This window comes from Mycobacterium sp. IDUB_24 (assembly GCF_055419385.1).
In genome coordinates this window covers 197,321-222,504 of record NZ_JBVAXO010000005.1, presented here as the reverse complement: position 1 = coordinate 222,504, position 25,184 = coordinate 197,321, and the positions used below count along the sequence as shown (strand labels likewise).

At 66.0% G+C, this 25,184-nt stretch carries 28 protein-coding genes and 2 pseudogenes; 20 read left to right on the top strand and 10 right to left on the bottom strand.

The window, feature by feature from the left end:
• Positions 1 to 8: 8 nt before the first annotated feature.
• On the top strand, positions 9 to 1,535 hold the full coding sequence (gene lfrA, locus ACZYZF_RS18990) for an efflux MFS transporter LfrA (RefSeq protein WP_463836488.1): 1,527 nt from the start codon (positions 9 to 11) through the stop codon (positions 1,533 to 1,535).
• Here the strand turns inward: lfrA and ACZYZF_RS18985 are convergent.
• Positions 1,526 to 2,005 carry an anthrone oxygenase family protein gene (locus ACZYZF_RS18985; protein ID WP_463743893.1) on the bottom strand — a complete coding sequence of 160 codons (480 nt, stop codon included), beginning with the start codon at positions 2,003 to 2,005 and terminating at the stop codon, positions 1,526 to 1,528. The genes lfrA and ACZYZF_RS18985 overlap by 10 nt on opposite strands.
• Before the next feature lie 97 nt (positions 2,006 to 2,102).
• On the opposite strand from ACZYZF_RS18985, the gene ACZYZF_RS18980 reads away from it, so the two are divergent.
• Both ACZYZF_RS18980 and ACZYZF_RS18975 read left to right on the top strand, forming a co-directional pair.
• The gene (locus tag ACZYZF_RS18980) at positions 2,103 to 2,855 is read left to right on the top strand and encodes a class I SAM-dependent methyltransferase (protein WP_463836487.1); all 753 of its coding nucleotides are present in this window, start codon (positions 2,103 to 2,105) and stop codon (positions 2,853 to 2,855) included.
• Between the two features lie 16 nt (positions 2,856 to 2,871).
• A complete protein-coding gene (locus tag ACZYZF_RS18975) occupies positions 2,872 to 3,798 on the top strand; it encodes an AraC family transcriptional regulator (protein WP_463836486.1) in 927 nt (308 codons plus the stop codon).
• Positions 3,799 to 3,849: 51 nt separating this feature from the next.
• On the opposite strand, the gene ACZYZF_RS18970 is transcribed toward ACZYZF_RS18975, so the two are convergent.
• The 3 genes and pseudogenes from ACZYZF_RS18970 to ACZYZF_RS18960 all read right to left on the bottom strand — a co-directional run bounded on the left by ACZYZF_RS18970 (position 3,850) and on the right by ACZYZF_RS18960 (position 6,619).
• Complete coding sequence (locus ACZYZF_RS18970; RefSeq protein WP_463836485.1) at positions 3,850 to 5,007, bottom strand: cation:proton antiporter; 1,158 nt, start codon at positions 5,005 to 5,007, stop codon at positions 3,850 to 3,852.
• Positions 5,008 to 5,016: 9 nt separating this feature from the next.
• A pseudogene (locus tag ACZYZF_RS18965) lies at positions 5,017 to 5,299 on the bottom strand (hypothetical protein).
• A 9-nt stretch (positions 5,300 to 5,308) separates the two neighbouring features.
• Entirely contained in the window at positions 5,309 to 6,619 is a 1,311-nt protein-coding gene (locus ACZYZF_RS18960) for a carotenoid oxygenase family protein (RefSeq protein ID WP_463836484.1), read from the bottom strand.
• A gap of 59 nt (positions 6,620 to 6,678) precedes the next feature.
• Here ACZYZF_RS18960 and ACZYZF_RS18955 point away from each other — a divergent pair, with 59 nt between their 5' ends.
• The 3 genes from ACZYZF_RS18955 to ACZYZF_RS18945 all read left to right on the top strand — a co-directional run bounded on the left by ACZYZF_RS18955 (position 6,679) and on the right by ACZYZF_RS18945 (position 8,699).
• Positions 6,679 to 7,197, top strand: a complete 519-nt coding sequence (locus tag ACZYZF_RS18955; RefSeq protein ID WP_463836483.1) for a PadR family transcriptional regulator — start codon at positions 6,679 to 6,681, stop codon at positions 7,195 to 7,197.
• Between the two features lie 70 nt (positions 7,198 to 7,267).
• Positions 7,268 to 7,999, top strand: a complete 732-nt coding sequence (locus ACZYZF_RS18950; protein WP_463743887.1) for a PadR family transcriptional regulator — start codon at positions 7,268 to 7,270, stop codon at positions 7,997 to 7,999.
• Between the two features lie 19 nt (positions 8,000 to 8,018).
• Positions 8,019 to 8,699 carry a hypothetical protein gene (locus ACZYZF_RS18945; RefSeq protein ID WP_463743886.1) on the top strand — a complete coding sequence of 227 codons (681 nt, stop codon included), beginning with the start codon at positions 8,019 to 8,021 and terminating at the stop codon, positions 8,697 to 8,699.
• 1 nt (position 8,700) lies between these two features.
• On the opposite strand, the gene glpK is transcribed toward ACZYZF_RS18945, so the two are convergent.
• Positions 8,701 to 10,167: a glycerol kinase GlpK gene (gene glpK, locus ACZYZF_RS18940; protein WP_463836625.1), complete on the bottom strand. Its 1,467-nt coding sequence runs from the start codon at positions 10,165 to 10,167 to the stop codon at positions 8,701 to 8,703.
• Positions 10,168 to 10,268: 101 nt separating this feature from the next.
• On the opposite strand from glpK, the gene ACZYZF_RS18935 reads away from it, so the two are divergent.
• Positions 10,269 to 11,033: a class I SAM-dependent methyltransferase gene (locus ACZYZF_RS18935; protein ID WP_463836482.1), complete on the top strand. Its 765-nt coding sequence runs from the start codon at positions 10,269 to 10,271 to the stop codon at positions 11,031 to 11,033.
• 6 nt (positions 11,034 to 11,039) lie between these two features.
• Here ACZYZF_RS18935 and ACZYZF_RS18930 read toward each other — a convergent pair.
• Both ACZYZF_RS18930 and eccA read right to left on the bottom strand, forming a co-directional pair.
• A pseudogene (locus ACZYZF_RS18930) lies at positions 11,040 to 12,029 on the bottom strand (MinD/ParA family ATP-binding protein); the annotation flags it as partial.
• A gap of 55 nt (positions 12,030 to 12,084) precedes the next feature.
• A complete protein-coding gene (gene eccA, locus ACZYZF_RS18925; RefSeq protein WP_463836481.1) occupies positions 12,085 to 13,893 on the bottom strand; it encodes a type VII secretion AAA-ATPase EccA in 1,809 nt (602 codons plus the stop codon).
• 67 nt (positions 13,894 to 13,960) lie between these two features.
• Between eccA and ACZYZF_RS18920 the strand changes: the two genes are divergently transcribed.
• The 13 genes from ACZYZF_RS18920 (at position 13,961) to ACZYZF_RS18860 (ending at position 23,447) form a co-directional block, all read left to right on the top strand.
• On the top strand, positions 13,961 to 14,278 hold the full coding sequence (locus ACZYZF_RS18920; RefSeq protein ID WP_463836480.1) for a hypothetical protein: 318 nt from the start codon (positions 13,961 to 13,963) through the stop codon (positions 14,276 to 14,278).
• Positions 14,275 to 14,628: a YbaB/EbfC family nucleoid-associated protein gene (locus ACZYZF_RS18915; protein ID WP_463836479.1), complete on the top strand. Its 354-nt coding sequence runs from the start codon at positions 14,275 to 14,277 to the stop codon at positions 14,626 to 14,628. Before ACZYZF_RS18920 ends, ACZYZF_RS18915 begins: the two co-directional genes overlap by 4 nt.
• A 268-nt stretch (positions 14,629 to 14,896) precedes the next feature.
• Positions 14,897 to 15,181, top strand: a complete 285-nt coding sequence (locus tag ACZYZF_RS18910) for a hypothetical protein (RefSeq protein ID WP_463836478.1) — start codon at positions 14,897 to 14,899, stop codon at positions 15,179 to 15,181.
• Between the two features lie 249 nt (positions 15,182 to 15,430).
• Positions 15,431 to 16,495 carry a hypothetical protein gene (locus ACZYZF_RS18905; RefSeq protein ID WP_463781776.1) on the top strand — a complete coding sequence of 355 codons (1,065 nt, stop codon included), beginning with the start codon at positions 15,431 to 15,433 and terminating at the stop codon, positions 16,493 to 16,495.
• 25 nt (positions 16,496 to 16,520) lie between these two features.
• A complete protein-coding gene (locus ACZYZF_RS18900; protein WP_463743879.1) occupies positions 16,521 to 16,814 on the top strand; it encodes a PE domain-containing protein in 294 nt (97 codons plus the stop codon).
• A 48-nt stretch (positions 16,815 to 16,862) separates the two neighbouring features.
• Positions 16,863 to 17,948: a PPE domain-containing protein gene (locus ACZYZF_RS18895; RefSeq protein ID WP_463836477.1), complete on the top strand. Its 1,086-nt coding sequence runs from the start codon at positions 16,863 to 16,865 to the stop codon at positions 17,946 to 17,948.
• A complete protein-coding gene (locus tag ACZYZF_RS18890; RefSeq protein ID WP_463836476.1) occupies positions 17,945 to 18,757 on the top strand; it encodes an ESX secretion-associated protein EspG in 813 nt (270 codons plus the stop codon). The genes ACZYZF_RS18895 and ACZYZF_RS18890 overlap by 4 nt, the downstream gene beginning before the upstream one ends.
• A gap of 77 nt (positions 18,758 to 18,834) precedes the next feature.
• Positions 18,835 to 19,104 carry a hypothetical protein gene (locus tag ACZYZF_RS18885; RefSeq protein ID WP_463743876.1) on the top strand — a complete coding sequence of 90 codons (270 nt, stop codon included), beginning with the start codon at positions 18,835 to 18,837 and terminating at the stop codon, positions 19,102 to 19,104.
• A 20-nt stretch (positions 19,105 to 19,124) separates the two neighbouring features.
• On the top strand, positions 19,125 to 19,415 hold the full coding sequence (locus ACZYZF_RS18880; protein WP_463743875.1) for a hypothetical protein: 291 nt from the start codon (positions 19,125 to 19,127) through the stop codon (positions 19,413 to 19,415).
• Positions 19,416 to 19,511: 96 nt separating this feature from the next.
• Positions 19,512 to 20,300 carry a hypothetical protein gene (locus ACZYZF_RS18875; RefSeq protein ID WP_463743874.1) on the top strand — a complete coding sequence of 263 codons (789 nt, stop codon included), beginning with the start codon at positions 19,512 to 19,514 and terminating at the stop codon, positions 20,298 to 20,300.
• A 76-nt stretch (positions 20,301 to 20,376) separates the two neighbouring features.
• Positions 20,377 to 21,321: a 3-oxoacyl-[acyl-carrier-protein] synthase III C-terminal domain-containing protein gene (locus tag ACZYZF_RS18870; RefSeq protein ID WP_463743873.1), complete on the top strand. Its 945-nt coding sequence runs from the start codon at positions 20,377 to 20,379 to the stop codon at positions 21,319 to 21,321.
• A gap of 21 nt (positions 21,322 to 21,342) precedes the next feature.
• The gene (locus ACZYZF_RS18865; protein WP_463743872.1) at positions 21,343 to 21,675 is read left to right on the top strand and encodes a hypothetical protein; all 333 of its coding nucleotides are present in this window, start codon (positions 21,343 to 21,345) and stop codon (positions 21,673 to 21,675) included.
• A gap of 2 nt (positions 21,676 to 21,677) precedes the next feature.
• A complete protein-coding gene (locus tag ACZYZF_RS18860; protein ID WP_463743871.1) occupies positions 21,678 to 23,447 on the top strand; it encodes a hypothetical protein in 1,770 nt (589 codons plus the stop codon).
• Positions 23,448 to 23,451: 4 nt separating this feature from the next.
• Here the strand turns inward: ACZYZF_RS18860 and ACZYZF_RS18855 are convergent, their stop codons facing one another.
• From ACZYZF_RS18855 to ACZYZF_RS18845, 3 genes are read right to left on the bottom strand one after another with little or no spacing between them, the layout of a single operon-like run.
• On the bottom strand, positions 23,452 to 23,748 hold the full coding sequence (locus ACZYZF_RS18855; RefSeq protein ID WP_463743870.1) for a hypothetical protein: 297 nt from the start codon (positions 23,746 to 23,748) through the stop codon (positions 23,452 to 23,454).
• Positions 23,745 to 24,191 carry a YbaB/EbfC family nucleoid-associated protein gene (locus tag ACZYZF_RS18850; RefSeq protein ID WP_463743869.1) on the bottom strand — a complete coding sequence of 149 codons (447 nt, stop codon included), beginning with the start codon at positions 24,189 to 24,191 and terminating at the stop codon, positions 23,745 to 23,747. Before ACZYZF_RS18850 ends, ACZYZF_RS18855 begins: the two co-directional genes overlap by 4 nt.
• 2 nt (positions 24,192 to 24,193) lie before the next feature.
• Positions 24,194 to 25,138: a WXG100-like domain-containing protein gene (locus ACZYZF_RS18845; RefSeq protein ID WP_463743868.1), complete on the bottom strand. Its 945-nt coding sequence runs from the start codon at positions 25,136 to 25,138 to the stop codon at positions 24,194 to 24,196.
• Between the last annotated feature and the right edge of the window lie 46 nt (positions 25,139 to 25,184).

Below are 25,184 nucleotides of genomic sequence, written 5' to 3'. Positions count from 1 at the left end.
CTCCCCGCATGTCCACCTGCCTCGACGGCTCACCGTCGGTGAACTCAACGCCCAAACGCGCCTGGCTGGCACTCGCCGTACTGGCGCTGCCGGTCCTCCTGATCGCGGTCGACAACACCGTGCTGGCGTTCGCCCTCCCGGCGATCGCCGAGGATTTCCGGCCCGCGGCATCCACTCAACTGTGGATCGTCGACGTCTACTCGCTGGTGCTGGCCGCACTGCTGGTCGCCATGGGCAGCCTCGGCGACCGGCTGGGCCGGCGCCGGATGCTGTTGATCGGCGCCACCGGTTTCGCGGTGGTGTCGGTGGCGGCCGCCTTCGCACCGAGCGCGCAGTACCTGGTGCTGGCCCGCGCGGTGCTGGGCGTGTTCGGCGCCATGTTGATGCCCTCCACGCTGTCGCTGATCCGCAACATCTTCACCGAGGCCTCCGCACGCCGGCTGGCGATCGCGATCTGGGCGTCCTGCTTCACCGCCGGATCGACCCTCGGCCCCATCGTCGGCGGCGCGTTGCTACAGCATTTCCATTGGGGTTCGGTGTTTCTCGTGGCAGTGCCGATCCTGCTGCCGCTGCTGATCCTGGGGCCGAAGCTGATCCCGGAATCCCGTGACCCCAATCCGGGTCCGCTGGACCTGGTCAGCGTGGCGCTGTCCTTCACCGCCATGCTGCCGATCGTGTGGGCGATCAAGACCGCTGCCCACGACGGGCTGTCATTGTTGGTCGGGTTGGCCCTTGTGGTGGGTGTCGCGTCGGGCGTGCTGTTTGTGCGTCGCCAGAAGCGAAGTGCCACACCGATGCTCGACCTCGGGTTGTTCTCCTACGCACCGTTCAGCTCGTCGATCCTGGCGAACTTCCTGTCCATCGTGGGGTTGATCGGCTTCATCTTCTTCATCTCGCAGCATCTTCAGTTGGTGCTCGGCCTGTCCCCGTTGGCGGCCGGCCTGGTGACTCTGCCCGGCGCCCTGGTGTCGATGGTCGCCGGTATCGGGGTGGTGCAGGCTGCCAAGCGGTTCTCCCCGCAGGCGTTGATGACCACCGGATTGATTTTCGTCGCGCTCGGCTTCGTGATGATCCTGACGTTCCGGCACGACCTGACGGTGATGGCGATCATCGTCTCGTTCATCGTGCTCGAGCTCGGTGTCGGCATCTCGCAGACAGTGTCCAACGACACCATCGTCGCCTCGGTGCCGGCCGCCAAAGCCGGTGCCGCGTCGGCAGTCTCGGAGACCGCCTACGAGCTGGGTGCCGTGATCGGCACCGCCACGCTCGGCACCATCTTCACTGCGTTCTACCGCAACAACATTGCGCTACCGGCCGGCTTGAGTTCGGAGCAGGCGGCCGATGCCGGTGAGAGCATCGGCGGGGCGGTGTCGGTGGCCGCCGAGTTGCCCGCCAAGACCGCTGACGTGCTGATGGATTCGGCCCGCACAGCGTTCGACTCCGGCATCGCACCGACAGCGATCATCGCGGCAACGCTCGCGCTGGCCGCTGCCGGGATCGTCACGGCTGCGTTCCGCAAGCAGGCTCAGCGGTAGGCAAGCCCAGCCAACATCAGCGCCGAACCGACGAACCCGGTGGCGGTGCGGACATGGTTCCACGCCGTCCAGGTCGCGAAGTAGGACTCCCATTCGGCGGCCGCATCCGCCAGGTCGACCTGGTCGAGGTGGTTGTTGAGCGGCACGTTGAACGCCATGGTGACCACCATGCCGAGGACCCCGAAGACCGCACCGGCCAGTAGGTACCAACTGCCCGGGCGGCCGATCTGGGCCACCGCGATCACGCCGACGGTCAACGAGAGCAGCGCGGAGCCCAGCAGGAACAGCAGGAACGGCGCGTTGGTGTTGGCTTCGGCGTTCATACCGCGCATGGCGGCGATCGCGGCGGCCGGCCCGGTGCGGTCGAGGCCGCGCATCACGAAGGTGGAGAACGCGTAGAAGATTCCGCCGGCGGCGGCACTTCCGAGAGCGGCAGCTGCGGTGAGTACGACGACGGGGGTGCTGGTCATGGTTTCAGTCAACGGCGTCGATTCGAGACGTTCCATGGCCGAGACTCCCGATTCCATACGTGATCGTCTCGCACTACCCGGGTGTCAAGATGAGTCCATGACGTTCGACGAGTTGGTGGCCGAAGCGGATGCGGCATCCGTGGACGGCTGGGACTTCTCGTGGCTGCGGGGTCGGGCTACCGAAGCCCGGCCGACGTGGGGCTATCAGCGTTTGATGAGCCGTCGTTTGACGACCGTGTCCTCGGCGCTGGACATCCAGACCGGCGGCGGTGAGGTGCTCGCCGGTGCGGCGGCGTTCCCACCGACCATGGCGGCCACCGAATCCTGGCCGCCCAACCTGGACCGCGCGACCCGGCTGCTCGGCCCGCGCGGAGTCGTCGTGGTCGCCGATCCCGACGAGCCGCCGCTGCCGTTCGCCGATGCGGCGTTCGAGCTGATCCTCAGCCGGCATCCGGCCACCGTGTGGTGGGACGAGATCGCGCGCGTACTGCGCCCCGGCGGCACCTACTTCGCCCAACACGTCGGCCCGGCAAGCGTTTTCGAGCTCACCGAGTTCTTCCTCGGCCCGCAGCCACAGGCCCGTCGGGCCCGTGATCCCGACGTCGAATGCGCCGCCGCGCGCGACGCCGGCCTCGACATCGTCGACCTGCGTGCCGAGCGGCTGCGTATGGAGTTCTTCGACATCGGCGCGGTGGTGTATTTCCTGCGCAAGGTCATCTGGATTGTGCCCGGCTTCACCGTCGCGGCCCATCATGACAGGCTCGCCGCGCTGCACCGGCAGATCGAGGCCGACGGATCATTCGTCGCGCACTCATCGCGGCATCTGATCGAGGCGCGAAAGCCGGACTGAGCGTTACCCTACCGGGGTGGACGCCCTGGTCGGATTGCTCGACGGCGTACGCGCACGGGGCGCATTCGTGTTGCGGCTCCGCATGGATTCGCCGTGGTCACTCGCCATCCGCGACGAAGCCCCGCTGGCTCTGATCTGCCAGACGCGCGGCGACGCCGTCATCGTCGGCGAGCACAGCGGCATGTTCCGGCTCGGCCCCGGCGACGTCGCGGTGACCCGCGGCACCGAGAACTACGTCTTCGCCGACGATCCGGCCACGCCGCCCAGCGTGATCATCAATCCCGGACAGCAGTGCACCACGCTGTCCGGGGAGGATCTGCATTTCGAGATGTCGCTCGGGCTACGCAGCTGGGGCAACAGCGTCGAGGGGGCCGCGGAGTCGATCGTCTGCGCCTACGAAGGCCGCAGCGAGGTCAGCGCCCGCCTCCTCGACGCGCTGCCTGCGGTACTGGTGTTGCGCGCCGAAGAGTGGGACACCCCGCTGATCGATCTGCTGTCGGCCGAGGCCGGCCGCGACGGGTCCGGGCAGGAGGCCTATCTGGATCGACTGCTCGACCTGCTGCTGATCGCGGTCCTGCGCGCCTGGTTCGACCGGGACGGCAATGCACCGCGCTGGTGGCAGGCCGAACAGGATGCCGTCGTCGGGCCTGCGCTCAAGCTGATCTACAACAACCCGGCACATCCCTGGACGGTGTCCGATCTCGCTGCGGCAGTGGGTTGTTCGCGTGCGGTGTTCGCGCGTCGGTTCGCCGATCAGGTCGGTGAACCGCCTATCGCGTTTCTCACCGGTTGGCGCCTGGCATTGGCGGCCGACCTGCTGCGGGGCAGCGAGGCCACGCTCGCCGCCGTCGCCCGACAGGTCGGCTACTCCACACCTTTCGCGTTGAGCAGCGCGTTCAAGCGCTCGTACGGAGTCAGCCCGAACGAGCATCGGGCGGTTTGATCGCGAAAGTGACGCTACGGTCGCGATTTGCGACGCGCAGCGACCCTTGCGTCACTCTGGCGACGCAGCTGCAGGCCGATTGGCCCGGGCCGCCACCGCCCCGGCGATCGACGTGGTCGCGATGGTCAGCAGCGCACCGAGCATCAGGCCCGCGGGCTCGCCCGGCGCCAAGAGGTGCTGCTCGGTGCCCAGAGTGGCGGCCGCAACAGGGACACCGAGCTGGGCAGCGGAGAAGACCGCGAGTGTCACCGGCTGGCCGAACAACCGGCCCGCGCAGTGTGCGAGGACCGCACCGAGACCCAATGCCACACCGAGCGCGATGAATTCGGGATGGTCACCGAGTTCGCGCACCTGCAGCGAGGCGCCGAGCCAGACGAAGAACAATGGACCGAAGAATCCGTCGGTGATACCGAACAACTGCCTGGCCAGCCGGCGGGGCTCCCCGATCGCCGACACCACCAGGCCCAGCGCGAAACCGGCGAGCATGATCGAGACGTGGGTGGTCAACGCGACCGCCGAAAGTCCGAACAGGAAGATCAGGCTGAACCGAAGCTCGAGTGCGAACTTGTGCTTCGCCGAGTAGTGGTGCACGCGGCGGCGCAGGCCCCGGGCATACCCGGCCCGCAATACGAGGAAGAGCGCGCCCGCACACCCCGCGATGGCCAGCGCCCCCAGTGCGGCACGGGGGGCTCGCTGGATGTCGATCACCAACGGCAGCAACATGATCGATGCGGTGTCGGCGATGGCGATCTGCGCGGTGACGGACAGCACGGGTGGTCCCTCCAGGCGTAGCCCGTCGATGACGGGCAGCGCCAGGGCTGCCGACGAGGACGCCATGACCACGGCGTACAGCGCCGCGTGCCCGGTGCCGAACGCGCGCGCGATCACGACGCCGAGCACCGCGGCCACCACACCGACGAAGACGGCCCGCAGTAGCGCCCCGGGGATCGCGGTACGCAGCGTCCTGTCGCGCACCGGGACATGGGTGCCGACGACAAACATCACCAAGGCGAAGCCGATGTTGGCCAGCAGGGTGAACGTCGGGTCACTGTAATCGACGATTCCGAATCCGGTTCTGCCAACTACGATCCCAGCCATCAGCTCACCGATCACCACGGGGATGCGCAACCGCGGCACGGTCGCCAGCGCCGGTCCGGTCAGGCCGATGACCGCGACCAGCGCCAGTGTGTCGAACCCGAACCCTGCCACCTCAGCCCGTCATACCTGCCAGGAAACCAGATGGCACGGTATCGGTGTGTTCTCGTCGGTGACATAGCTCGCGCACACCCGGTGATAGCCGTCGGCGATCTGCAACAGCACACCGCCGACCGCCTGGCCGCGCGGCTCGCAGGATGTCTTTCGCCTTGCGGTACACCACCTCCGCCGTCTGTAGAGCCGCCACCGTGTCCGTCACGGCGGCGGTCTCGGCGATCAGGCTGAGATAGTCGGCGGCGGCGTCATAGTCGTGCTCCTCGGGAGAATCGAGCCACTTCACGGCCATTGGCCCAGATTAGGCGCTGATCCAGTTCCCGTGGAACCCGTAGGGCACTCGGCGCGGCAGTTTGATGGTGGCGACGGGCTTTCCGCTGAAGTCCGATGCATCCAGAATCACGAGATCACTGCCGTCCCGCTCGGGGTTGTAGACGTAGCCCAGGTACCACCCGTTGCTCTCGTCGGCCGGACCCGCGCCGGGGACGAACACGGCTTCCCCCGGTCCGCCGGATCCGAGTTCGTGCCGCACGCCTGCGCCGGTGGTCAGGTCGTAACGGATCCAGGCGTTGGCCGCGACGGAGACCGCGTACCGCGCAGGCAGACCCGCCAGCCGATCGTCTATGCGCGGGAACTCCACCCCGCGGTCGTCGAGCGGGCGTTCGCGCACCGTCCCGGCGTTCAGGTCGATCCGCCATTCCCACAACACTCCCTCGACGTCGAACCCGCCGTCGTTTCGCCACAGCTCGGGGTAGCGAACTGCTTGCAGCACAATCGAATTACCCTCGTCGTGGGCATTGACGACGTGGAACACGTAACACGGATCGATGTCGAACCACCGGATCGGTGCGGCGGGATCGTCCCGGCGCAGTACGCCGAACCGGGCGCCGTAGTCATCGCTCCAGCGGTAGGGCATGTCACCTTCACCCTTGACCGCGATGTCGAGGTCGAACACCACCGGCAGGTCCATGAAGACGACGTGGTCCGCGGTCATCGCGAAGTCGTGCATCATGGTGTGCGCCTTGACGTCTATCGGCTGGCTGATCGTCAGTGCACCGTCGGCGTCGGCACGGTGATAGGTGACGTAGGGCTCGAAGATGCTGCCGTAGCCGAAGAAATGCAGCTCGCCGGTCGTCGGGCAGATCTTGGGATGCGCCGTCATCGAGTCGACGAGCTTGCCGCCGAAGTCGTAGGCGCCCACGGTTTCCAGGTCATTGGTGATCTCGTAGGGCAGTGAGGATTCCACGAGCGCCAGGGTCTTCCCCGCGTGATTGACAACGTGGGTGTTGGCGACGGCGGAGCGCAGGTTGCGGGTGCCGTCCTGGTTGTACAGCGGGAAGTCCTTGATGAAGCTGTCGGTCCGGACCCAGCGGTTGCGGTACCACTTGGCCGCGCCGTTCTCGATGCGAATGCCGTGGATCATGCCGTCGCCGGTGAACCAGTGCTCTCCTGCCTGACGCGGGTTGGGCCCGTTGCGCAGGTACCAGCCCTCGAGTTCGGCGGGAATGGCGCCTTCGACGGGCAGGTCGTGTTCGGTGAGTTCGTCGGCGACGGGGGCGTAGTTGCCGCGCCGGAAAAAGTCGCGTTCGCCGATGGGCAGGGCTGAAGTCATGCACCCCACGGTGACATTCCATAACTGACATGTCAATAGTGAAATGTAGACTCGCGGGCATGAGTCTGCGGATGGCGGCACTTGGCCTGTTGGCACAGCACCCCGGCAGCGGGTACGACCTGCTCAGGCGGTTCGAGAAATCGATGGCGAACGTCTGGCCCGCCACCCAGAGCCAGCTGTACGGCGAGCTCAACAAGCTGGCCGAATCCGGCCTCATCGAGGTCTCGGCCATCGGTCCGCGCGGCCGCAAGGAATACCGCGTCACCCCCGCCGGCCGCACCGAACTGAAGCGCTGGATCACCAATCCGGCTGACGATCCGCCCGAGCGCAGCGCCGGACTGCTACGAGTGTTCCTGCTCGGCGAATTGCCCCGCGACCAGGCGCTCGACCATCTCGCCACACTGGCCGCCCAGGCCGAATCCGAAGTGACGCGGCTCAGAGAACTGGAAGCAGCCATTTCCTGGGCCGACACCGACGGGGACCGGTACGGGCACGCAGCCCTGGAGTACGGCCTGCGCTTCAACAGGATGCAAGCCGAGTGGGCACATTGGCTCAAGAAGACACTCGACAACCGATAGATCCCGATATATCGTTGACGCATCGGAAGCGCTGACAGCGCTCCTCCACGACAACGAAGGACCTATCCCAATGACCAACGCATTCAATTCACCCGGCGGCTTCGGCTTCGTACCCCTCGGCCGCGAAGAAGCGCGCCTCATGTTCCACCAGGCCCGTGCCGCACGCCGCGACATGCGCCAACAGATGCGCGCCCAGGCAGAGGCCGCCCGTGAGGGCGTCGACGCCAGCTGCCAGACCGGATTCGGCTTCGACCCGCGCGGCGGGCGAGGGCTCGGCTTCGGATTCGGGCCCGGCCCCCTCGGCGGACCCCTTGGCGGCCCCCTGGGCGGACCGTTCGGCGGGCACCGCGGACGTGGCGGTCGACGCGGTCGACGCGGCGATGTCCGCGCAGCCATCCTGACCCTGCTGGCCGAACGGCCCATGCACGGCTATGAGATGACCCAGGAGATCGCCGCCCGCAGCCACAACCTGTGGAAGCCCAGCCCGGGCTCGGTGTACCCCACCCTGCAACTGCTGGTCGACGAAGGCCTGATCGCCCCGACCGAAACCGAGGGCAGCAAGAAGACTTTCGAGCTGACCGACGAAGGGCGTCAGGCCGCGGCCGCCATCGAAACACCACCCTGGGAACAGATCACCGAAGACGCCGACCCGGCTGCGATGAACCTCCGCGGCGCGCTCGGCCAGTTGATGGCCGCCGTCGGGCAGTCGAGCTTCACCGCCAGCGAGGACCAGCAAAAGCGCATCCTCGACATCGTCAACAACGCCCGCCGCGAGGTCTACCAGGTCCTCGGCGAGGAGTAGCGGCCCGTAGGCTGCCTGTGTGAGCAGCCTCGTCACAATCATCGCGCCGGCCGTCGTCGCAGTTCTGACCGCGGCCGGCGCGGTCATCGGACTTCAATTCCGTGATGTCGACGCCTACGAGCGCCGACGCGGCATCTGGCAGTGGCTTCTGGTCCTGCTCGCCGCCGCCGCGACGATGGGGGCCGTCGGCTCGGCGTCCGGTGTCGGCACCGGCGACCTGCGGGAAGCCATCATCATGGCGGTGGTCGGCGTGGGTGCCGTCATCGTCGCCCATGTGATGTGGCGGCGACGCGTCCCCGATGCCGAGCCCCGCAACATTGCGATCGCGACCGCCGCGGCCGCGTGCGCGGTCCTGGTGATCGTGGGAGTGACCGCACTGACGTACACCGGAAACAAGGGCTGCCGGCAAGCCCAGCTACTGGTGGATTACACCCGCGCGAGCTCCGGCGCGGTCATGCCTGCGTTCGACACCAATCAGGGTCCGACGGTGGGTGACTACGAGAACTGGTCGAAACTGATCCGTGAGGCGGCCGACCAGGTGACCGACGGCGAGACCGCGCAGCACGCCCACCGGATAGGCGAGCTCGCCGGGCAGATCACCGACGCCGTCCGCAACAAAGACAAGGCCACGCACGCAATTCTCGGCACGCAGTATTTCGACGAGCTCAACGCGATCATCGCCAAGTGTCAGCGGCAGTAGGTCAGTCGATCTCGACCCAGTCCAGGGTGCGCTCAACGGCTTTGCGCCAACCGGCGTAACCCCCGGAGCGCTGCGCGTCATCCCACTGAGGGCTCCAGCGCTGACCTTCCTGCCAGTTGGCCCGTAGATCGTCGGGGCTCGCCCAGAATCCCACCGCGAGCCCGGCCGCATATGCCGCGCCCAGCGCCGTAGTCTCGGCCACCACGGGTTTGATCACGTCGACTCCCAGCACGTCGGCCTGGATCTGCATGCACAGCGCATTGGCGGTGATGCCGCCGTCGACCTTCAAAACCTCAAGGTGCACACCGGAATCGGCTTCCATGGCCTCTACCACGTCGCGGCTCTGATAACAGATCGCCTCCAGAGTGGCCCGCGCCAGGTGGGCGTTGGTGTTGAAGCGGGACAGCCCGACGATCACGCCCCGGGCGTCCGAGCGCCAGTACGGGGCGAACAGCCCGGAGAAGGCGGGGACGAAGTAGACGCCGCCGTTGTCCGCGACCTGCCTGGCCAGTGCCTCGCTCTGCGCCGCCCCGCTGATGATGCCCAACTGATCACGCAGCCACTGCACTGCGGACCCGGTCACCGCAATCGAACCCTCAAGGGCGTAAACAGGTTTCGAGTCACCGAACTGGTAGCACACCGTGGTGAGCAGTCCGTTCTCCGACCGCACGATCTTCTCGCCCGTATTGAGCAGCAGGAAATTTCCTGTGCCGTAAGTGTTCTTGGCCTCCCCCGGTTCCAGGCACACCTGGCCCACCATGGCGGCCTGCTGGTCGCCCAGAATTCCCGTCACCGGCACCTGCCCGGCCAGCGGGCCGTTGTCCCGGGTGATCCCGAACGAGGCCGGGTACGACGACGGCTTGATCTCGGGCATCATCTGCCGCGGAATGGAGAACAAGGACAACAGTTCATCGTCCCAGTCCAGGGTCTCCAGGTTCATCAACATGGTGCGGCTGGCGTTGGTGACGTCGGTGACGTGCACGCCACCGCGGTAGCCGCCGGTGAGGTTCCAGGTCACCCACGTGTCGGACGTTCCGAAGATCGCGTCGCCGTTCTCCGCATCGCGCCGCACCCCGTCGACGTTGTCGAGGATCCACTGAATCTTGCCGCCCGAGAAGTACGTCGCGGGCGGTAACCCGGCCTTGCGCCGGATCACGTCCCCGCGGCCGTCTCGGTCCAGCGCGGCCGCGATGCGGTCGGTGCGGGTGTCCTGCCAGACGATGGCGTTGTGGTACGGCCGGCCGGTGTGGCGGTTCCAGACGAGCGTGGTCTCCCGCTGGTTGGTGATGCCCAGTGCGGCAAGGTCTCCGGACACCAGGTTGGTCTTGTTCAGTGCGGTCATGATCGCCGCAGAGGTGCGTTCCCAGATCTCGACCGGGTTGTGTTCCACCCATCCGGCCTTGGGCAGGATCTGTTGGTGCTCGAGCTGATGGCGGCCCACCTCGGCACCGGCATGATCGAAGATCATGCACCGGGTGCTGGTGGTGCCCTGGTCGATCGCAGCTACGAAGTCGGCCACTGTGCCCCTTTCCCGGGTCGCTGTCGCTTCTGCCCTCCGAAACGTCCATCATGGCTTACATGGCTCCCGACCCCCCAGATATCGACCGGATGCCACGGGGCGGGTTCCGCGCCTCGTGTTTGGACCGCCTGCTCGAGACCGACCGGCTGGAGTACCTCGACCGCGACGACGTCAGCGTTTCGGTCAAGCATCAGGTGATCGGGGCCCTGGACTGGACCGGACGGTTCTTCAAGAACCATCAGCGCTTTGCCGCGATCGCGCTCGACCTCGTCGCCGATGTGCCCGATCCACGAATCCTGGAGTTGGGTGCCGGGCACGGCGGGGTGTCGCGTCAACTGCTGGCCGATCACCCGTCGGCGCGGGTCACCGTCACCGACCTCGACGCGGAATCGGTGGCCCGCATCGCCGCGAGCGATCTCGGCAACCATCCCCGGGCCGAGGTCCGCCAGCTGGACGCCACCGCGATCGACGCCGCCGACGACAGTTACGACCTGGTCCTGTTCGCGCTCTCATTCCACCATCTGCACCCGGTGCAGGCCGCGCGGGTGTTCGCCGAGGGCACCCGGGTCGCCGGCACGCTGCTGATCATCGACCTCCCCCGGCCGCCGGCTCCACTGCACCTGTTGCGCCTGGCGACGATGCTCCCGGCGGCGGTGCTGCTTCCGTTCGCGCACGACGGCGTCATCAGCTCACTGCGCAGCTACAGCCCATCGGCATTGCGCAGCCTGGCGCGGCACGCCGACCCGTCGATCGAGCTCACGCTGCGTAGCGGGCTGAACCAGCCTCAGATCGTCATTGCCAGACGCGGCCGGTGAATCCCGTCAGGCGCGCCTCTGGACCTGTGGCGCCACCGAGAACAGGTCGGCGACGGTGGAGGCCAGTTCCAGGAACGCCTGCCGGGTGGGCCGGCTGAGGAAACCGAGGTCCACCTCGGCACCTTCGGCGAGGTGATCGTCGAACGGAATCACGTGCAGGGCCCGCACCCTGGGCAGGAAATGGTTGGACAGCTGCCCCATGTCGAGCCCCAGGGCACCGGGTCGCGAGGCACTGACCACCACCACCGCCTTCGGCACCAGGTGTGAATAGCCGTTGCGCTCAAGCCAATCCAACGTCGCCAGGGCGCTACGCGCGGAGTCGATGGCAGGCGATGCCACGATCACGATCGCGTCCGCCACATCGAGCACTCCCGCCATCGCCGAGTGCACCAGTCCGGTGCCACAGTCGGTCAGGATGATGTTGTAGAAGCGCTGCAAGACACTCAGCACGCCGCGATAGTCGTGCTCCGAGAACGCCTCCGAGGTGGCCGGGTCGCGCTCGGAGGCCAGGATCTCCAGGCGGCTGGTGCTCTGGGAGGTGTGGCGGCGGATGTCGGAGTACCGCGATATGCCGTCGTCGAGGAGCACGTCGCGCACGGTGGAATGGCATTCGTTGGGTCCGCGCTGGGCGAGCGTCCCGAAGTCCGGGTTGGCGTCCACCGCGATCACGCGATCACCGCGGGTCGCGGCCAGTGTGGCCCCCAACCCGACGGTGGTGGTGGTCTTGCCGACCCCACCCTTCTGGGACAGCAGGGCGATGTTGAACGGCCCGCCCACCACCGGCTGGTTGACCCGATCCATGAGCGTCTTGTGGGCCGACTCCTGTTCGGAGACACCGGGATTCATGCCGGTGGCCCGGTAGACGGCCTTGCGCCAACCTGACTTCGGCGTGGGCGCGGCACGGATGAGGCCGAGTTCGCCGTTACTGGGCACCACGGACGGGCGCTGCCCATCTGCGGTCCGCGGCTTGATGGACGTGAACGGAGTCGGCTCCGGGGGCCCGACGCTCAACCGCTCGTCGTCGCTGTCGGTCATGGCTACTTCCCTCCTGTCAACTCGATGCCGTCATGCCGAGCACCTGTTTGAGCGCGGCCCGCATGTCCACCGGTTCGATCCGCATCAGCTGCGCCTCGTCGAGATCCGACAGATTCATGCCGTGGACCTCACTGAGCCGGTATTCGCGTTCCTCTTCGGCGGCTTCGATCACGTTGCGCACAAACCGCCCGTTACCGGCCAGGTCGATCCCGGGGCGCAGTTGTCCCGACTGGTCGAGCGCCTCGCTCTGGCACAGCGTGACGCACGCGGAGACAAGTTCTTCGTAGGCGGCCTCGGACAATTCCGAGTCCCGGGTGCGGGCGACGAGCTTGCCGATGTCCGCGAGCTCGTGCGGTCCGTAGGAGCCGAATCGGATTCGTTTCGTGAACCGCGACGCCAGACCGTCATTGGAGGCCAGGAAGCGATCGATCTCGGCGTCGTAGCCGGCAATGATCACGACGAGGCGGTCGCGGTCGTTCTCCATGCGGGCCAGCAGGGTGTCGACGGCCTCACGGCCGAACGCGTCGCCGCCGGACAGCCCGGTCTGGATCAACGTGTAGGCCTCGTCGATGAACAGCACTCCGTCCATGGCCGAGTCGATCAGCGCGGTGGTCTTGATCGCGGTGCTGCCGAGATGCTGGCCGACGAAGTCGTGGCGTTTGGCCTCCACGATGTTGGGCGTGCGCAGCAGACCGAGGCCGCAATACGTCTGTGCCACCACGCGGGCGATCGTGGTCTTGCCGGTGCCGGGCGGGCCGGTGAACGCCAGGTGCAGACTGCGCGCCGCCGAACTGAGCCCCTTGTCCCCACGGACCTTTGCCAGCATCGCCGCCGACTTCAGTTTGGCGACTTGGAGTTTGACCTCTGACAAGCCGATCTGGCGATCCAGTTCCTGCTGCGCCGCCTGCAGGTATTCGTTGCCCCGCTCCGACAGATCGTCGGCCAGGAGGTCCTCCGCCGACGGCACGCTGGCCGGGTCCCAACGGTCGGAGCGTGAGTCGACGATCTCCTTCGAGGTGACCACCAGCCGGTACTTGGGATCGGCCAATGCTGCGGCGTTCGCCTCGAATCCGGGGTCCTCGCTGTAGATCCTTTCGAAGATCACCCGGGCGTCCTGCTCTTCGCCCATCTCCCGAAGGGTCAGCCCCTTGCAGAACTCCGCGGCCCGCCGTGCTCCCGGAACCGGGCCCTCGATGGCCCGGTCGAGTCGGCGGATGCCCTCCCCGAACAGTCCCATCTGCGCACATGCCGAGCCGACCATCAGATCTGCACCGGCGCCGATGTAGTTGTCGGTGAATGATCCCGACCGGCTCAGCGCACTCAGTACGTCGGGCCATCGCTGCGTCGTGAAGTGCAGTACGCCACGGATATACGCGCAGATCTCGCCGGTGTCGCCGTCCGGTCCGGCCGTCGTCTGCTCCAGCTTGTCGAGCACCTGCTCAGCCTCGTCGAAATCCCTTGCCCAGATCATGCTGGCCGCGTAGGCGAGCCACATCTCGGTCTTGGTGCTCAACGGGTAGTCGAGGTAGAGGCCGGTCTGGAAGCGTCCGCTCAAAGACCGTTGCGGCAGACCGAGTCGGCGCTGCTCGCGGAACAACGAGAGTGTGCTGGTTCGGTACAGGTGATAGATGACCTCGGAGCTGGTGTCACCGGTGGCGGCGCGGCCCAACCACGCATCGCACATATCCGGGTCATACTCCGTGGCCCGGCGGAACGCGAGCGCCGCGTACGGCAGGTCGCGCTCGGTCTCCAATCCGTCGATGGGAATGCCGAGCGACAGCACTCCGGCATCGAAAACCCGCTGCGCATCGGTGGATCCACTCATCGGAGGTGACACATCTCCTCACTGCACGGTCCGGACGGACGCCCGCGAGTGTACTAAGTTGAGCAGAATGGCACAGCCGGTGCAGTCAGCTGGTGGAACGATTTCGGTGCACACCACCGAACGCGGTCTGCCGGTAGCGCTTCGCCTCGATCCCGTCGAGTTGAAGAAGCCGCCCACACAACTGGCCGACGAGATCATGGCGCTGTGCCGCCTGTCGGCGGCCCGCGCCCAGGTCGAGCGCAGGCGTGACCTGGCCGAAAAGGGTTACAGCACATCGGTCATCGATCCGCTGCGGCTGGCGACCGAGGATGAGCTGAGCCGCGCCGAGGACGAGGTCCTCGGCGAGGAGGGCGAACTCCCGCCCACCTGGGGCAGGTCGGTATGACCGGGCTCGCCGACTCCCTCCTCGGCCGCATCCGTAAGCAGCGTGACCTGGTACAAGCGATGGATGAGCACTGCCAATCGATTTCGGCGCGCGTCACCAGCCGTGACGGGAATGTCAGCGCAGAGGTCGACGGCCTGGGCGCGATGACCGGGCTGTGGCTCGGGCCCGCCGCGCACAAGCTGGGTGCGGACGCGCTGGCCAAGCTGATTGTCGAGACCGCCGGCGCTGCCGCGCAGGTCGCGGCGGCCCGCCAGCAGTATCTGTCCCAGGAATTCGCGCAGCGGATGCAGGAACTGAACCAGGCGCCGCTGACGCGCTGGGACGGCACCGCTTTCGAACCGCGGGGCTAGCGACCCCTCGCCGGCAAACCGTAACCAACCCGAGCGACCCGACCAACCGGTTGGCACCTGAACTGCAACGGAACACCCGTGACGCCGGCGGGATGCGCACGAAAATCGTTTATCCAGCAATTTTTGCCATTGCGCTAATTAACAAACCGAACGATTTACACGCATTATTCGCGGAAAATTCAGTTAGCTGGGAGGGGTGGGCGCGGCTATAGTTTATTGGTCTCGTGCCCGCACAGCCCCCGCGTCCAGCTGGAAAGGTATCAGCACGATGAGCGACATTTTCGCCGCCCAACCCTCGGGGATGGCTACCTTTTCCGCTGCGAATGAAGCGGCTGCATCCGCGATAACCACAGCTGGATCGGCCGACTCAGCTGCGATGCTGATGTCCGCGGCAACTGCACTCGGGCCGATCGGTGCGGTGTATCTCGCAGCGTTCGGCCCAGCTCAAGCCAATAATTTGGCCGGCACACTACTGGTGGGCGGAGTGCATGCCGCCACCGGAGCCGCCACCGAAGTGTCCCGGTCCGCCGTCCTGTCCAACGACGACGCTTAGGCCGGACGCCCCATGCCTACGGTTTTGCCTCCACAGCCGGTAACACCGGTCGGACAGTTGGCTCAACGCGTTCCCGGCTACGACGCCACACCGGTTATCGCTGCTCAAGAACAGAACTTGCAAGACTTTCTGAATTTGCCAGTCCAACAAATTCTTGATCGCCTGGGTTTGCCGCCCATAGCGGATCAAAAGCCGGGAGAAGAACCGCCTCCCGAAGGCCAACCCGAGCAGCAGCCCCCCGCCAACCCCATGGATCCGAGCGCGTTGATCAGCCCGGTCACCGATGCGCTCAGCACGCTGGGCAGCGGCATGTTCGAGGGGGTGGATCCGACGACGATGCTGCCGGCCATCACCAAGATGTTCCAGTCCACCGGCGGCCCCATGGCGAAGTCGGTCAGTGCGGCGGGTGACGCCTGGCAGGGCGCGTCCGGCACTGCCGCGGCAGCCAAGACGACGACCGCCATTTCCAACGGAGCCGAGGTCGGTGCCCAATCCGATGCCCTGAGTAGCAGTCTGACCGCGGCCGCCGCCAACGTCGGCCAGGCCAGGGTCCGGCTCATCGCCACCATCACCGAGTTCGCCGCCACCATCGCGGCCATCGGGCCCATGATCATCTTCCCGTGGGGCTGGGCCGCGGCAATCGCCGCTGCCAACAAGGCAATTGCCACCACTGCCGAGGTGATGACCGAACTCCAGACTTCACTCGCCACCCAGGCCGCCGAGGTCACCGCGGCCGGTGCGCCGGTGGGCGTCACCGCCGCACCCGAGGGTGCGTCGTCACTGGCCGGCCTGGCGCCGCTGATGCCGATGGCGATGAAAGGCGCCGAGGCCGGAGTGCAGGCCGGCACCGGAGCGGCCTCCGCAGCCAGCCAGAACGCCGCGAATCCAGCGATCGATCCAATGGACCCGACCGCCGACGCGGCGGGAGAAGGTGAAGGCGACCCCGCGCTCGCGGGCGGGGGAATGGGTGCCGGCGGTCTCGGCGGCGGGGTCGGTGGCAGCGGAACACCTGCACCCCGGTCGCTACCGATGTCAGCGATGCTCCAGGCCGAAAGTGCCGGCGCACCAGCACAATCAGCCGCACCGCGCGTCGGCGGTGTCGGCTCGCCCGGCATGATGGGGGGTGCACCCATGGGCGCGATGGGCGCCGGCCAGGGCGCGAACGCCTCGTCGAGCAACAATCACACCTCGGCGTCCTTCCTGCACACCACCGACCAAGGCAGCGAGATCGTCGGCGATCTCGGCACTGCGGCACCCCCGGTCCTCGGGGAGGCCGACCCGTATCAGCCTCCGGACGTCGAACTCCGGATCTAGTGATCCCCAACCAAGGAGAACGGTCATGGCCGACAGCGACGGAATGTCCATCCAGCCCGCAGAGGTGCAGGAGGTCAGCCGCCAACTCGACGAACTCGCCAACCGGGTACAGCGGGTGATGACCGATGAGGCGCCCAACCTCACCGTGACGCCGTCGGCCCGTGACGAAGTGTCACAACGAATTGCCCAGACCCTCAACGAGGTCCACACCTCGTTCGGTACCTCCACCGATCAGGGTATGGCCGAGGTCCACGAGGTGGCTGCGACACTGCGCGGTCATTCGTCCAACATTGCCGCCTCGGAGGACTTCGCCGGCTGACCATCACACATACATCTGGTTCTGTTCTGCGAGGGGAGGTTTCTGGGCGTGGGGTTCACCGACGTTGCGTGGGAGTCACGTAGCACCGAGCAGCTGGCGCGAGACCTCACCGAAGGGCCCGGTCCGGCATCGGTCGGCGGTGCCGGCGCGGCCTGGATCCGGGTCGCCAACGAATTGGCCAATGTCTCCGTTGATTTCGACAAGCTCGTGGCACGCCTGCGGACCGCCTGGGACAGCCAGGCCTCCAGCGCGGCGGCACAGCGCCTCGAAGAATTCGGCAAGTGGCTGCAGGCGATCAGTCTCAGCGCGGCAGGCAACGGTCAACGCGCCGAGGAAGCCGCGGTCGCCAACACGGTGGCGGTGCTGGCCATGCCGAGCGTGTCGGAGGCCATCGAGGCGAAGACCGCCCAGGACATGATGGCCTCCCTGTCCGCTTACAACGGGGCCGTGCTGACCGGGACGTTCGCCGAGTTCGACGCAGCCGCAACCGCCGACGCGGCCAGCGCTGCGGCCGTCATGCAGCAGTACGAAGAAGCTGCTGCTCCCCTGGCTCAGCCGTGGGACCAGCCCCCACCTCCACAGGTGTCGAAAGGCAATGCCCTGGCGGCCGAACAGGGCGGCGAAGGCGCACCCGGTGGCGGCGGCGCGGCAGCCGGCGGCGCTCCTGCGGTACCGCCACCGCCGCTGGCACCGATGTTCGCACCGGGCATCAAGTCGACTACCGACCCGAAGGCGTTGCAGAAGACCGGATTCGCCGGCACCGGCGGTTCCTCGGGCAGCGGCGGGATGGGTGGCGCGCCCTATGCGCCGATGGGCGCCATGGGCCGCAACGACCAGAGCCGCGACTACGAATCGGTGCAACCCGCGGCGACTCTGGACGGGGCCGGCGAACCGGGGGCCGGAGTGTCCGACGCCGGTCAGTCCTGGCTTCCCGCCGCGCAGCAGAACGACGCACCGTTCATGGTGTCGAACGTCAGTTGGGGCCCGGACACCGCGGTGTTCGACGAACTCGCGGCCCCCGAGGTGCCCGCCGGCGAGGGCTTTGCCGACGAACCGGAGCGCACGCTCGAACAGGTGGACAACCGCTGGGTCACTCCCCCGGTGATCGGCGTCGACCGGGGGCTCAACCTATGACGGCATCTCTTGCTCCACATTTCGTCGTCACCGACGATGAAATGCACGTTCTGGCGCTACGTCTGGGAGTCCAAGCGCTGCCATTGGTGCTGGACCTACGATCGCGACACCCCACCGAATCCGCACACAGCGAGGCCGCCGGTGTGGCCGCCCGGAGCCTGACCGAGCGCGGCCTGCTGTCGGCCGGTGAGGTCAGCGCCGAACTCGCCGTGGTCGTGCAATCGTTGCAACGGCCCGATCGCGAACTCGCGATGCGTTTGGTCACTCCCGATGGCCTGGCCCGCGTCACGGTCGTCCGCCATGGCACACAATGCATCTCGGCCTGCCGGGTCGGCAATGAGATCACCTTGGACCTGATCGACGACGGAGCGAAGCTGCCCAGCGCCACCGGTGCCCTGCTGCGTCGGCTCCCGGCGTCGGTCCCAGCTGAGATCGGCCCCGTCGGCGCCCCACTGACCGAGGTCGCCCAGGCACTGTCGGACACCCATGACGCCACCGAGTTGTCCGACCGGATCCGGGCCCTCGGAGCCGACACCCGAACCGCGATGACGCTGGGCTCGGCGCTGGCTGCACGATTGGCCTTCGCCGAGATCGTCTACTACGCACTCGATGAGGACGTGGACCGCGTCTCACGTTCCGCCGGGGCGGTCGGCGTGTTCTACACCAAACGCGGACGTATCGTCGGCGCCCCGAGCTCCTCACCCAGCGGCCAGCTGTGGACCACCCTCAAGCCAGGGTCGGATCACACGATCAAGCAGGCCATCGGCCAGCTTGTCGAGCTGTCCGGCTACAGATGGGGGGACTGCTAGATCCGCTCCGTGTTCAAAAGCGAATTCTCAACCACCGTCCGGCGATTCATGCCGGTTCTGACAAAGAGAGGTAAGGCATGACGCTCCATCTGACGCCCGCGGAAGCCCAGAGCAAGATCGAGAACATCGACAAACAGATGATGGATGTCAGGCGGCTGGCTTCCCAGATCCTCGATTCCACCGAGTCGATGACGGCCAGCTCGTGGACCGGCGGGAAGGCGGCGAAGTTCCGCGGAATCATGACGCAGCATCACGAGGACTTCAACTACGTCATCAACAACCTGCAGCACATCGTCGACAAAGGAAAGTCGGACATCAACGCACTCGTCACCCACGACGCCGACTAGACATCGAAAGGTTTTGATCAATGGATACGGATAGCATTCGGTACCAGTACGGCGCCAACTACGCTTCCCTGGACGACATTCAGGGGACGACCAACAACGCGATGCAGATGCGTGAGGAAGTCAGCCAGGTGTTCGCCGCGCTGCAGGGCGTATACGAGGGCGACGCCGCGGCGACGCTGCACACGCAGCAGACGCAGATCCTGCAGCAGATGGACGCGATCCTCAACGAGATCACCCAGACCCGGTCCGGGGGAAATCAGTCGCAGGAGGACGCCGCGGCACTCGACAGGCATCTTGCGGGCGGCTTCTAGCAAGCCCGTTCGTCGGCGGGCTCGGTCGATGACTCCATCGCGACCGAGCCCGCTTACGCGTTCAGTTTCCAGCAGTCAGAGAGAAAGCAGCTCAACGTGATCACCGACAAAGTGGCCCCAATCCGCCATGACGTCGAACCGTGGTTCATGAGCGGCTTCGACTTCCGCTGCTTGTGTGAGGTGATCGGCCTCGACCGGCTGCCGTTCCCCCTGGCCTATCGAAACAGCCAGCAGAAGTACAAGGCTGAACTCGAGGCCGATCGGCAGACCGCGCTGGCCCGGCAGCGCGCGGGCATGACTCCTACCCGACTTGGCATACTCGACGCTCTGCGCACGCCGGTGTTCCTGCTGCAGGGGTTCGGACAGATCGAAGACCGCGCAGGGACGCGCTTGTATCGCCTGTTCGGGGTGATCGGAGCGTCGGGATACTGCGCCGTCGTAACCCAGGATCCCAGCGAAGAAACCATCTTCGGTGAAGACGTCCAGATCATCGGGTGCGTGAACGTGGATTTCCCGCAGGTGGTCCTCGAGGCCTTGCCGGACTACAAGCCCGGCAGCAGGCCACGCAAGGATGGTCAGTTCGAGGACGAGACGCCCGCGCAGGTGCTACGGGACGTGCGAATCACCGGTTCGATTCTGCTGTCCGGCTCCTCGGAATTCACCAAGGATTACGCCCTGCGCAACGAGAACCACCTGACCCTGATCAACGTTGCCGACGACGGCGCGTACGTGGTGAACGAGGGCATCAGTTCGTTTCAGATCATTCCGGCCAGTGTCCCGAACCTGCTGGCCGCCTTCAAGAAGATCGAGACTGCACACGTCAAGACAGCGGAGGACAGACTCACCGCAGCGCGGACAGAACAAGAGTTCAATGGCCTTCCTTAGCACCGTTTCGACGTACATACCCGGCGGCACGGACAGCGCCGGTCGACCGAAACACCTCGCGACCGCAGCGGAGGAGATGCAGTCGGTCCACGAAATGGTGGAGATGGCCGGGCGCCAGATCGACGGCTCCGCGCTGTCTGCGGCGGCCGACAGCATGGCCGCGTCCTTTCATTGCGGCACGTTGTACCAGGGCGAGCATTTCTGGCCGATACAGAATTCACTCCAACAGTCCTTGCTGGGCAAGACATCCACCGGTTCCGCGACAGAGATCCGGCAATTCTGCTCCGGCGGACTGTACGGAGTGATGCTCGCTGACGCAGTGCTCCAGGCGGGTTGGGCCGGGGACAACGCGATGGTGACCGGCGGCGACAGCATCTTCTACTTCGACCGGCACGAGTACGCGGCCAGCCCGGCGACCGAAGGTTCCCTGCTGGGCGACAGCGGTTTCTGCGCACTTCTGAACAGAACCGAAGGGTTCGCCCGGATCGTGTCCGCCGCGGCACGTTCGCACAATCCGTCGGCCGGCATGATGCACGGCAGAACTGACGGCGCCATCGACGATCCGACGTTCCCGACCTTGGCGGATTGGATCGCCAGGTGGGAGAACTATGACCGGCGAGGTTCCGGGACCGTGAAAGACAATGCAATAGCCAGTTTTCGGGTAGCTGTCGGAACCGTGATCGAATGCTACGAACGCGCCGGTCTCAAGCCAGACGACATCGATTGGTTCGCACCGTCATTCATCGAGCCGAGACAGGTCACGGACGCCCTCGCCATGCACGCCCGACTCCGGCCGGCCCCCGGTCTGCGTGACTTCGCGGCACAGTTCGGGCATCTGACGGTCTCGGACTTCGGGGTGAGCCTCGCCTATCTGATGAATCACAAGATCGCCAAACCGGGCGACCTGGTCATGCTGTTCGCTGCCGGGAATTTCGTCAACTCGGCCGCGGTCCTGCTTCGAATCGAGAAAGAGGTGACGTTGCCATTCAATGCAGCACAATCAGATTCAGCACAACCGTGACGATCGCCGCAGAGGAGAATCATGACTAGTCCCTGGCCCGGCCTGGACGCTGCTACCACCGACGGAAAGCTCTACCTCCACCTCGAACCGGGTGTTGTCACCGAACTCGAGACGAGTGCCTTCGATCCTTACGAGGCGAAGTTGCAGGCGATCATCGACAATGCCCTGGATGACACCACGGGCTACTTCGGCAAAAATCCGAACAACGACCTGGCCAAGGCCATGGAGACCGCCTTCAACGCAAAGGGCAAGGCGCTGACCGACTACGTCAGGGAACAGCTGGCCCAGACATCGGATTTCATCAAGACGGCGCACGACGCGGCGGATGCGCTGAAGAAGCACGAAGCCGACTAGCCATGAGCGGTTTCGGAAACTACGTGGGTGCCGTGTTCGGCGGCGAGTATTTCACCTCCTATGCCCCTTCTTGGACCGAATCAGAGTGGAACACCCTGATGGGCAACCAGGAGCAGCCCGACTACCAAACCGACAAATTTGAAAACAAGCCCGTCCAGGGGATGGACGAGCTAGATGGAATCGAGACGGAAGAGAGAGCGCCGGACACCTCCACGCTCGACGCAATTCCGGGAATGACCCCAGACCGAACCGTTCAGGATGCGGTGACTGCCGCCACGACCGGCGGCAAGGCCATCAACTTCGAGAGCTGGACATTCAAAGATCTCCGCGACGAAAAGTCCACGTTGAAGTCGAACCTCACCGCGATCGATGCCCTGGCCACGGCCTGGACAACTCACGGGGACAACCTGAAGGAACATGCCGAGACCTTCAAGGACAAAGTCGACAAGGCAATCGAGGGAAAGTGGTCTGGCGACAGCGCGACGGCGGCGGAAGCCGCGTCCAAGCAGGTCACCAAGACCTCGATCTACGATTTCACGCCGTCGTCGGAAGAGATCTCCGACCGGCTGAAGGTGCTCTATACCGCATTCGACTATGTCCAAGAACATTTCCCCAACTCTGCAAGCGATGACGTGGTCAAGGATTTTGATTCGAAGAATTTGCAGGGGGTCAATGCCGAGATTGTGGCATACAACAACCGATACCATTTCGATTCCGACGGCGCTCTGAGGCTCGACAATGGCCAGTATGTGAACGTAGACACCGCCGTCAAGGACAAGGAACGGGTCGAGCAATCAATCAAGGACTACACCGAGGCGGTGCAACTCTTTGAAGGCACCTACCAGCCGGCCATCGAAGCGGTAGCCCAGAACTTCCCCAATCTTCCTCCGCTGCCGAACATGAAGTTCGAAGCTCCCACCGGCGATCCCACCGGCCCCGGCGGGCCAGGCGGACCGGGTGGTACGAGCCCGTTCAGCCCGGGCGGCGGCCCCGGAGGCATCAAGCCTTTCGACAAGTCGGCCTTCGACAAGCTGAACCCCGACAAGCCGACCGACCTCGACAAGCTGAAACCAGTCGACCAAAAGCCCATTGATCAAAATTCCACGACCGACCCCACGAAGGATGCTCTCGAGAGCCTGACCGACCCCGCCAAGTCGGCGTTGGACACGGCAACCAACGCCGCCAAGGACGCGATGGGCCAGGCCATGGACGCCGCCAAGAACGCCGCCCAGCAGAACCCGCTTGGGTCAGGGATGGGAGGCCCGCCCGAGGGGGTCCTCGGCCTCGGGCCGCAAGGGCTCGGTGGTGCGGGCGCCGGAAAGGGTGCAGGCGGCGCCGGTGGCGGAGTTCCATTGCGGGGCCTGCCAAGTGGCCTTCCGACGGGAGCACCCGCGACTGCGGCGGCGAAGATGCCCGCCGGAGCCGCCGGGGCCGGGGCCGGTCTCGGTGCGGGCGCGGGCAGCCCCGGAGCAGGTGCTCCGGCCGCGGGCCAGCGCGCCGGCGATCAGAACGGCAAGGGCCACCAGGTCAACAAGGCGTTGCGACGCAAGAAGAACGGCAAAGACGTCATGGGCGACTCGGAGGCCTCGGTACCCGTGGTCGGCGCCGACGAGGAAGCCGAGCAGTCGGAGGGCGCGAAGCCCGAGCAGCCCGAGTCTCGCCGCCGCATTCCGCAGCGGGGCACCCCCACCTGGCAGCCCGACTCGGGTGTCCAGCCAGGACCGGCGCGTCCGGCCCGGGGGCAGCAATTCACGCCGGGGCGTTCAGAGTGAGGCGTCAGGGCTTGTCTTGTTGCTCCAGGGCGTCGGCGGTGAGCTGAAGGCCGTCGGCGTAGTAGTCGAGCAGGTCGGTCTTCGCGGTGATCGACCCGTCGACCCAATCCAACTGGGCCTTATAGCCTTTGCCGCCGTCGGCGAACTGCTTGCCGATCTTGTCGTGCCCCCAGGCCTCGCCTTCACCGCTGAGCATGTGCATCAGCGCCGACTGCACGGCTTTCATGTCATTGCTGACAGAGGCGAGGTATCGCGCGGTGCCACGCAGGTCGGCCGGCGTGACACCCAGCGGAACGGTCATCGCGCACTCCTCACAGTGGGGTAGCCGCCTGGCTCTTCTACGCCGTCGCCAGCCGGCGGCGGCGCCGGGTTGGACAGCAGCACCCTGATGTCGGGGGCACCGTCGATGATGTCCGACAAGGAAGGCATCTCCGCACGGCGCTGCGCCAGTGGTGCAAGGAGTTCGGCGACTTTCCGCTCGACGTCGCGGGTGGCGTCTTGGGCCGCGGCGGTGATGTAGCTTCCGAGATCGCCCAGATCGTGCTCATCGAAATAGGATTCGCTGACGGCGGTCGCAATGACGACGCCGTGCGCGTCGACGGTCACCGTGACGGTCCCGTGAGCGGTACTTGCCGCTGAGTACAACTCCGCTCGCGCGGTCTCTACTGCGGCAAGATCGGCGAACTGTTCCTGCAGGAGGGCAAGCGCGTCGATGAGTTCATGGCGTGCCGCGTCGTTGTCCATGTCTAGTCCCCGTCTCCCCCGCCGGCCGCCGCGGAGGCACCGCCCCCGTCCGCCGTCGACGCCTTGCTGCTGTGTGCCGCGGCTCGGCCGCGCACCCCGCCGGTCACGGCAGTAGGCACCGATCCGAGGACCGAAACAGGGTCGATCTGGCTGCCGGTGGCCAGCGCTCCGGTCACCTTCTTGGACATGCCTGCGACGTATCCGACGGCCGCACCCTTGACCGCCGAATTACCCAGTAGCCGCTGGCCGTAGATGCTGACCGTGCCCTGGGTGGCCCCGCCGACGGAGTTGGCGAGTGCGACGGTTCCCAGCCGGTCCCAGTCGTAGCCGTTCTGATGTCCCTTGGACTGCTGGATGTTCTGGATGAACAGTTCCTGCCCGAGAGCCTCAGCGGCCTCGACGCCGGACTTCTTGATGATGCGGTGCACCGTCGTCTTCGTCATTGCCTTGCCCAGGTCGGTCATGACATCTTTGAGCAGCACGGACACCATCCGCTGGATCGCGGCGGAGGTCGACACTTCGATGAGCGGGATCTCGGCCGCCGACGCTCCGAATGTCACCGAGGTCTGAGCCAGCGCCCAGGAGATCTCGAACGCCGCGATCGCCAGGGAAGTCAAGATCTGCAACTTGGTGTATTCGATGTTCTTGCCGGTACTTTCGGCGAGCTCACCGAGCGCCACCATCGCATCGGCGAGTTTGTCGACCGTGGCGTCACCGTCGAACAGCAACGCGAACTGCTGGTCGGCGGTGCCGGCGGTCACGCCCTGCAGGACAGCACTGGTGCTGGCCCGCATCCGGTTCAGTTCGGGTATCAGCTCTCTCAATTGCTCGGCGCGGTTGCCCCATTCACCGCCGATGCGGTACATGGCGTCTTCGTCACCCTTGGGCCATTGCGAGCCGACCAGGTAGGACACCCATTGCAGCGGACCGGGAATCTGCAGGGTCATCCGATCCCCCATCGGCGAAAAGTTCCGTGCAGCATCGCAATTCACG

Excerpts from the sequence above, each read along its gene's own strand:
- lfrA (WP_463836488.1), top strand. The coding sequence starts at position 9 with ATGTCCACCTGCCTCGACGGCTCACCGTCGGTGAACTCAACGCCCAAA.
- ACZYZF_RS18985 (WP_463743893.1), bottom strand. The coding sequence starts at position 2,005 with ATGACCAGCACCCCCGTCGTCGTACTCACCGCAGCTGCCGCTCTCGGA.
- ACZYZF_RS18980 (WP_463836487.1), top strand. The coding sequence starts at position 2,103 with ATGACGTTCGACGAGTTGGTGGCCGAAGCGGATGCGGCATCCGTGGAC.
- ACZYZF_RS18960 (WP_463836484.1), bottom strand. The coding sequence starts at position 6,619 with ATGACTTCAGCCCTGCCCATCGGCGAACGCGACTTTTTCCGGCGCGGC.
- ACZYZF_RS18955 (WP_463836483.1), top strand. The coding sequence starts at position 6,679 with ATGAGTCTGCGGATGGCGGCACTTGGCCTGTTGGCACAGCACCCCGGC.
- ACZYZF_RS18950 (WP_463743887.1), top strand. The coding sequence starts at position 7,268 with ATGACCAACGCATTCAATTCACCCGGCGGCTTCGGCTTCGTACCCCTC.
- glpK (WP_463836625.1), bottom strand. The coding sequence starts at position 10,167 with ATGATCTTCGATCATGCCGGTGCCGAGGTGGGCCGCCATCAGCTCGAG.
- ACZYZF_RS18935 (WP_463836482.1), top strand. The coding sequence starts at position 10,269 with ATGGCTTACATGGCTCCCGACCCCCCAGATATCGACCGGATGCCACGG.
- eccA (WP_463836481.1), bottom strand. The coding sequence starts at position 13,893 with ATGAGTGGATCCACCGATGCGCAGCGGGTTTTCGATGCCGGAGTGCTG.
- ACZYZF_RS18920 (WP_463836480.1), top strand. The coding sequence starts at position 13,961 with ATGGCACAGCCGGTGCAGTCAGCTGGTGGAACGATTTCGGTGCACACC.
- ACZYZF_RS18915 (WP_463836479.1), top strand. The coding sequence starts at position 14,275 with ATGACCGGGCTCGCCGACTCCCTCCTCGGCCGCATCCGTAAGCAGCGT.
- ACZYZF_RS18910 (WP_463836478.1), top strand. The coding sequence starts at position 14,897 with ATGAGCGACATTTTCGCCGCCCAACCCTCGGGGATGGCTACCTTTTCC.
- ACZYZF_RS18905 (WP_463781776.1), top strand. The coding sequence starts at position 15,431 with ATGGATCCGAGCGCGTTGATCAGCCCGGTCACCGATGCGCTCAGCACG.
- ACZYZF_RS18900 (WP_463743879.1), top strand. The coding sequence starts at position 16,521 with ATGGCCGACAGCGACGGAATGTCCATCCAGCCCGCAGAGGTGCAGGAG.
- ACZYZF_RS18890 (WP_463836476.1), top strand. The coding sequence starts at position 17,945 with ATGACGGCATCTCTTGCTCCACATTTCGTCGTCACCGACGATGAAATG.
- ACZYZF_RS18885 (WP_463743876.1), top strand. The coding sequence starts at position 18,835 with ATGACGCTCCATCTGACGCCCGCGGAAGCCCAGAGCAAGATCGAGAAC.
- ACZYZF_RS18880 (WP_463743875.1), top strand. The coding sequence starts at position 19,125 with ATGGATACGGATAGCATTCGGTACCAGTACGGCGCCAACTACGCTTCC.
- ACZYZF_RS18870 (WP_463743873.1), top strand. The coding sequence starts at position 20,377 with ATGCAGTCGGTCCACGAAATGGTGGAGATGGCCGGGCGCCAGATCGAC.
- ACZYZF_RS18865 (WP_463743872.1), top strand. The coding sequence starts at position 21,343 with ATGACTAGTCCCTGGCCCGGCCTGGACGCTGCTACCACCGACGGAAAG.
- ACZYZF_RS18860 (WP_463743871.1), top strand. The coding sequence starts at position 21,678 with ATGAGCGGTTTCGGAAACTACGTGGGTGCCGTGTTCGGCGGCGAGTAT.
- ACZYZF_RS18855 (WP_463743870.1), bottom strand. The coding sequence starts at position 23,748 with ATGACCGTTCCGCTGGGTGTCACGCCGGCCGACCTGCGTGGCACCGCG.
- ACZYZF_RS18850 (WP_463743869.1), bottom strand. The coding sequence starts at position 24,191 with ATGGACAACGACGCGGCACGCCATGAACTCATCGACGCGCTTGCCCTC.
- ACZYZF_RS18845 (WP_463743868.1), bottom strand. The coding sequence starts at position 25,138 with ATGACCCTGCAGATTCCCGGTCCGCTGCAATGGGTGTCCTACCTGGTC.